Origin of the sequence: Actinotignum sanguinis (assembly GCF_003957255.1) — a bacterium.
In the GTDB taxonomy this organism is placed as follows: domain Bacteria; phylum Actinomycetota; class Actinomycetes; order Actinomycetales; family Actinomycetaceae; genus Actinotignum; species Actinotignum sanguinis.
In genome coordinates this window covers 67,033-73,369 of sequence record NZ_QDIE01000007.1, presented here as the reverse complement: position 1 = coordinate 73,369, position 6,337 = coordinate 67,033, and the positions used below count along the sequence as shown (strand labels likewise).

Here is a 6,337-nt window from a genome sequence, read left to right as displayed (position 1 = left end):
GTGATGGTGAGTTGTAGATCTTTTCCAGGGTGCTTCGTTCCTCGTCACTCAAGGCGAGTGGTTTAGCGGGGTGCGACATGGATCAATAATACCATCACCAGTAAGCTATTTCACGGACGGTACACTAGTTGCACACCGCCGGTAAGCGCATGAGCAACAGTTCGGCTTGCTGCCCCGTCACCGTTAGGAGCCGTGCTCCTCTCCCCCGCTACCCGTGCACGATCTGCACGGAGAAGTTGCTGACCGGTGCTAAAACCGAGCATGTCCACAATATCTTCCACCCCGGTAATACATACCGCTCCTTCTCGCAAAAGTCGGTGACAGCCCGTTGAGCACATGGCATAAATGGACCCGGGGACTGCCCCCACTGGAATGCCGTAGGTATGGGCGTGCCCCGCGGTATTAATGGCTCCCGATCGATAGGGAGCTTCGATAACAACAACGGCGCGCGATAGGCCCGCAATGATCCTGTTTCGGGCCAGGAAACGGTGCCGGTGGGGAGCATTACCCGGAGCTGTTTCTGAAAGGGCGAGCCCACCAGCGTCGAGGATCCGCGCGAAAAGCTCCTGGTGGGCTTTGGGATAGGGCCGGTTAATTCCACTGGCGAAAACCACCGCGGTAGGAGCATTAGCGAGCACGGCGCCGCGGTGAGCGGCCGCGTCAATACCAATGGCTCCCCCGGAAACAATAAGGGCACCACGTTCGGTGAGCTCGTAACTAAAATCAGTGGCAATCTTTTCTCCATAGTCAGTGGATGCGCGCGAACCGACCATCGCGAGCGCGGGTCGTTCAAGGGCCTCAATATTCCCTTTCCACCACAGTCCCAGCGGACGCTGTTCCCCGAGCTGCGTTAAGGATTGCGGCCAGGTGGGGCTACCCGGGTAGGTGAAACCATAGCCTCGATTGAGCAGTTCACGATCACGTGCAAAGGCCTCGGCATCATATCGAGCATTCCAGCGGGTAGCGGCCGTGCGCAGCGGTTCAGGTACCGGGGCGCCCGCGCGTATCTCTTCCAGCCAGCTCAGAGCTCCGACGTAACCGAGATGTTCGGTGAGAGCAACCGCGTGGTAGTCTTCCCCTTCTGCCAGGCGGGTCCACGCCATTGCTGCGGTTTCTTCCACACCCGTATATCCAACGGCGGTGGCACCCGGACCGGTGTTCCCCGGGAGGCTTGCTTCCATACTGGGGGCTCCCGCGCAAGTTTCTCTCACGCCGGCAGCTCCGGTTATTTCTCTGCCACTCCGGACTGTTTTATCCTCCGTCATAACCAGCATGTCCTTTCCCGCGTAGGGCGAAAGCCCCAGCAACGTCGTCGGTGGTGGGTTGTGCATGGCCCGCTAGGTCAGCGAGAGTCCAGGAAACCCGCAGAATTTTGTCCGCAGCCCGCATACTGATGAGACCGCGGGTGAGAGCGTCATGCAAGCTCGCGCTTGAGCTGGGTGCTAACTGAGTATGTGCCCGAAGCCAGGCACCCGGTATCCCAGCGTTAACATCCCAGCTTTCACCCCGGAAACGGTAATGTTGGCGTTCGCGAGCTTCGCGCACCCGCGCGGCGACCGTTTCGCTGCTATCTCCACTATTACCCGCGGCCAATTCCGCCCGGCTGGGCCTGGGTAACGTAACCATGAGGTCAATGCGGTCTCGGAGCGGACCTCCGATGCGATGCTGATAGTGGGCGCGGTCTGCCCCCGAACAAGTGCAGGAGGCGGGGGAATCAAGTAGTCGGCCGCATCGGCACGGGTTCCCTGCTCCTACCAGTTGGAAACGGGCCGGGAAACGTACCGAGCCGTGGGCGCGGTGAATATGTACTTCTCCCGATTCCATAGGTTCACGGAGGGATTGGATGGCCCTGGTGGTGAATTCGGGAAGTTCGTCGAGGAAAAGCACGCCGTAGTGCGCGAGGGAGATCGCGCCGGGGCGGGGCCGGCTTCCTCCTCCCACCAGTGCGGTGGCACTTGAGGTGTGATGCGGCGCCACGTAGGGAGGCCTGGTGGTGATCTCCTCAAATTGCCCGACGATGGAGCGGATACTAGCGCTTTCTACCGCTTGGGCACGGGTGAGGGGCGGCATGATTCCCGGTAGCCGGGTGGCAAGCATCGATTTCCCTACCCCGGGCGCCCCGATCATGAGAAGGTGGTGGCTCCCCGCGGCAGCTATTTCCAGGGCGTGGCGGGCCAGGTATTGGCCCCGTACCTCAGCAAGGTCACCAATATCGCTACTGGCACGGGGCTGGCATACCGGCACGGGTGGCGGTGGTGGTACCGGATCGCTGGCAAGCCCCAGGTGCTGTGCTATCTGGGTGATATGCCAGATTTCTCCCACCTGGATCTGGGCGAGCGCAGCCTCGGCTCCGCATCCGTGCGGGACGATGGCATGACGGAAGCCGTGGCGGGTGGCTCCCAGCACACACGGCAAGATTCCCCGCACCGGACGAACCGACCCGTCAAGGCCGAGTTCACCCAAGAAAAAGGTTCCAGACGGGAGTTGGGTATGGGCTTGCGCAGCAAGGATGGCGGCAGCAATCGACACATCGAAAGCGGTGCCAGCCTTCGGAGTATCTGCCGGAGACAGGTTAACCGTGACACGCCCGGCCGGGAAAGGGATCCGTGCTGCGGCGAAAGCTGCCCGGATACGTTCGCGTGATTCGCTCACCGCCGCATCGGGCAGGCCCACAATCGTGAAATTGGGCAGTCCAGAAAGGATCGCGACTTCCACCCGGATGGGCATGCCCTGGACCCCGAGGATGGAGACGGTATGGGAGGTGCCAATCATGAGGCGTTCCGCAGATGCTCGATAGTGATGGGACCGGAGGTGGGAACGCTGATGGCCACAATATCTACCGCGAGTGCGGGATAGTTTCCACCTTCGGCTTGGAGCCACTGCGCCAGAAGCTGGCGCAGCCTGCGATATTTTTCGGAACTAACGGCCAGCGGCGCGGGAACCGTATTCCGCCCGCGGCGGGTTTTCACTTCAACAGCAACCAGGGCACCGCTGGGTTCTTCGCGGCATACCAGGTCAAGTTCCCCGCGCCGGCATCTCCAATTCTGGGCCAGCGCGCGATAACCGAGTCCACGCAAGTATGCGGTAGCAACGTTTTCTCCCCACTCTCCTACCTCCCGGGTGGTGGCGGAAGCAGAAAGCGGGGCGAGCTCGTTGCGAGCAATGGTGGCATACAGAGTTTCACACTGGTACATGCACCTAGTGTGGCGCGGACATTAACGATGATGGCTCGAGCGATGCGCGGCTGGGGATAGCGTCGTCGTTTGAGATACCTGTGGATAAACCTAAGCTCCACGAGAACTCACGACGCAACGTTCTTCCGATTAAAGCGAGGAACCGGGAAGATCAAGCTCGCGAGTAATATCGGTTTGGTTGAGCTCTTCGATATTGACGTCCTTGAAAGTCACCACCCGTACCGAACGAATGAAACGGGACGTGCGGTAGATATCCCACACCCACGCATCGCTCAGGTTCACCTCGAAAAACACGTCGCCCGCGGTCGAGGATCGTACTTTCACGTCTACGTCATTGGCCAGGTAGAAACGCCGTTCGGTTTCCACCACGTACCGAAAAATCTTCACAACATCGCGGTACTCGCGATATAACGCGAGTTCCAGTTCGGCTTCGTAGCCGTCAATCTCGCTCATTATTCACTCCTTACCGCGGGCAAATGCCACGACGTTCGATGATACGGGCTCGGCCCCACCTGCGCGATGGCGTCGAGGTGAGCGCGAGTACCGTACCCCTTATTATGTTCCCAATCGTAATCGGGGAAATCTTTTGCGAGTGTTTCCATATAGCGATCTCGCTCAACTTTAGCGACGACGGATGCCGCGGCAATCCCGGCGCAGGAGGCATCCCCCTTAATCACGGTGGTGACCGGAAGCTGCGGGACGGTCGGTTCCGTATCGAAGAGGGAATCTTGCGCCCACCAATTATGTTTTCCGTCTAAGAGAACAGCATCGGGGTGCAATCCGGATTTCTCCAGCTGGGCGAGGGCATCCGCAGCAGCGCAGCGCAAGGCTTCAATGATTCCCACCGTGTCGATAATACTGGCGGCTGCGCTTCCCACCGCCACCGCGAGCGGCCAGCGACGAGCTTCTTGGTAAATCGCCTCGCGTCCACGCGCACTCAGCATTTTTGAATCGCGTAATCCGGGCGGGAAGTCATCCGGGGTGCTTCCATCCAGGAGGGCTATACCAACACACACCGGCCCGGCGATGGCGCCGCGGCCCACCTCATCCACAGCGGCAAGAACGTGGCCTCCGCGGGCACTCATCTGGGCCAGCAGTTCTTTTTCAACGGTGCGATCAGGTACCTGCACGCCCGCTACCTGCCCTGCCCGGACACCGCGGCGGCGGCAAGCCCCGGTTGGGCCGCAGGAGCCGCATATACGGAGCGTGGATCAACACAATTTTCCGGCAGCGCTACTCGCGCGCCCGCGGGCGCGGCCGGTTCAGGGACACCGGCAAAGACGTGGCTCATATCAGGCAGGCGCCCATGGCGGCTCCACGGTGAGAAAACGTACCAGGCCCGGCCCACAACGTTTTCTACCGGCACGAATCCGTTTCCGGATTCACGCTGATGCCACCGCGAATCTTTCGAATTGGCGCGGTTATCCCCCATCATCCACAGGTACCCTTCCGGAACCTTCACCTCAAATTTCTGCAGCGACGGCGAAACCCCGTAATTGAGGTACTCCTCCGTGATCGGCACACCATTGACCTGCACGCGGCCATCTTCCCCGCAGCAGCTGACGGTATCCCCGCCTTTCGCGATAATCCGTTTCACTAGGTAGTGACCAGAATCTGCCGGGAGAAGCCCGATGCCTTGCAGGATCCGAGTGCCGGTTTGGGCAATCCAGGACCGGTTTTCTTCCACATCGTCGAGCCAGCCGCCCGGATCCACAAAGACCACGATATCGCCGCGGCGTAACTCCTCGTTATCGGTCACCATCCGGTTGACAAAAAACTTATCCCCGGTACTCAACGTGGTTTCCATGGAACCGGAGGGCACATTAAAAGCTTGGATGAAGAAAGTTTTTATGATGACGGAGACGAGAAGAACGACGGCGACAGTGAGGGCCATCTCCACTACGCTACGCAGGCGCGAGTTACGCACGGGGGCTTCCCGGGTGTCCGCCTCGGGGCGCACCGGGGCCACTTCGGGAGGGTAGGAGGGGGGCTGCTCCGGAGTGGCATGCATATTGGCAGCGGAGGACTGACCGTCCGTTGTATTCATGGTTACTCCTCCGTGGTTCACATGTGCTTCCACCCGGGCCAGCTCATCTCGCAAAGCGTCGGCATAGAGACCTTCATCCGCGTTCGAGAGCTGTTCCGTGAGCGTTAGCCGTAAGCGGGCTTCAGCTGCATTTATCTTAGCCGGCTCCCCCGCTACCGTAACTACGGTTTGTGATGCGAGCGGCTCTCCCAGCTCAAATAACTCGTCAAGCTCCGGTAGCTCATCCGCATCCGGTGAGGTCACCGCCCCAGATAGCGCCGCCGGTTCGGAGAACCGTTCCGGCACAACCTGTTTCCATGACTCGAGAAACTCCGGCGTTGCATCCAGGTTCTGTATCTCGGGTGAGGGAGCGGCCCGACGACCGCGAGCCTGGCTCCGGTGGGTCCGCCCTGCCGGCCACCGCGAGGCATCTTCCGACGCCCGTGACCCGCCTGACGTGCCCTCGCCCATACGCCCCTCCGCCCCTGAATAGATAAAAGATACGCGTATTCCATGCTACCAGCGCACGTGAATGCACCTGAGGTTATCCGCGCCGTCGCGCCACGTTATTTTGGTAAAGCTCCGGGAATACCCCAGCGCTGCCCCACCGCCATTGGCGGCTATCCGGGGTTACCTATAGCACTCTAGGTTTACCGGCCGGGGATTCGCGCAGATAAAAATGGGGCCTATAGGACAAAAATGGACCCGCACCGGGGCGCGGGTCCATATGTGAACGAGAAGTTCGTACCGTTCCTTACTTGGAATCGGTGCGACGCTCGCGAATCTTCGCTGCCTTGCCGTGACGATCACGCAGGTAGTACAGCTTGGCGCGCCGCACCCGACCGCGGGTGATCACTTCGATGGATTCGATGGAGGGAGAATGCACCGGGAACTTACGTTCCACACCCACACCGAAGGAAATCTTGCGGACATCGAAGGTGGCACGCAGGCCATCACCCTGGCGGGCGATAACAACACCCTGGAACGCCTGGGTACGGGTGCGGTTACCTTCCACCACGCGTACATTTACCCGCACGGTGTCACCGGCGCGGAAATCAGGGATATCGTCGCGCAAACGCGAAGCATCAACTACATCAAGAGTCTGCATTATTCATTC

Annotated in this window: 7 protein-coding genes; all 7 read right to left on the bottom strand. The window is 60.1% G+C overall.

All coding sequences use genetic code 11. From position 1 onward, the window contains the following. Window positions 1-110: 110 nt before the first annotated feature. Window positions 111-1,181 (bottom strand): DNA-processing protein DprA, encoded by a 1,071-nt coding sequence (gene dprA, locus DDD64_RS03280; protein WP_164545895.1) that lies wholly within the window; start codon window positions 1,179-1,181, stop codon window positions 111-113. 70 nt (window positions 1,182-1,251) lie between these two features. After that, window positions 1,252-2,772, bottom strand: coding sequence for a YifB family Mg chelatase-like AAA ATPase (locus DDD64_RS03275; RefSeq protein WP_126135010.1), 1,521 nt, complete (start codon window positions 2,770-2,772; stop codon window positions 1,252-1,254). Further along, entirely contained in the window at window positions 2,769-3,194 is a 426-nt protein-coding gene (locus DDD64_RS03270; protein ID WP_126135009.1) for a YraN family protein, read from the bottom strand. Before DDD64_RS03270 ends, DDD64_RS03275 begins: the two co-directional genes overlap by 4 nt. A 129-nt stretch (window positions 3,195-3,323) precedes the next feature. Next, on the bottom strand, window positions 3,324-3,647 hold the full coding sequence (locus tag DDD64_RS03265; protein ID WP_016442473.1) for a DUF2469 domain-containing protein: 324 nt from the start codon (window positions 3,645-3,647) through the stop codon (window positions 3,324-3,326). Further along, the gene (locus DDD64_RS03260; RefSeq protein WP_126135008.1) at window positions 3,647-4,324 is read right to left on the bottom strand and encodes a ribonuclease HII; all 678 of its coding nucleotides are present in this window, start codon (window positions 4,322-4,324) and stop codon (window positions 3,647-3,649) included. The genes DDD64_RS03265 and DDD64_RS03260 overlap by 1 nt, the downstream gene beginning before the upstream one ends. A gap of 5 nt (window positions 4,325-4,329) precedes the next feature. Then, window positions 4,330-5,241, bottom strand: coding sequence for a signal peptidase I (gene lepB, locus DDD64_RS03255; protein ID WP_164545894.1), 912 nt, complete (start codon window positions 5,239-5,241; stop codon window positions 4,330-4,332). A gap of 733 nt (window positions 5,242-5,974) precedes the next feature. Further along, window positions 5,975-6,328: a 50S ribosomal protein L19 gene (rplS, locus tag DDD64_RS03250; RefSeq protein ID WP_016442470.1), complete on the bottom strand. Its 354-nt coding sequence runs from the start codon at window positions 6,326-6,328 to the stop codon at window positions 5,975-5,977. Between the last annotated feature and the right edge of the window lie 9 nt (window positions 6,329-6,337).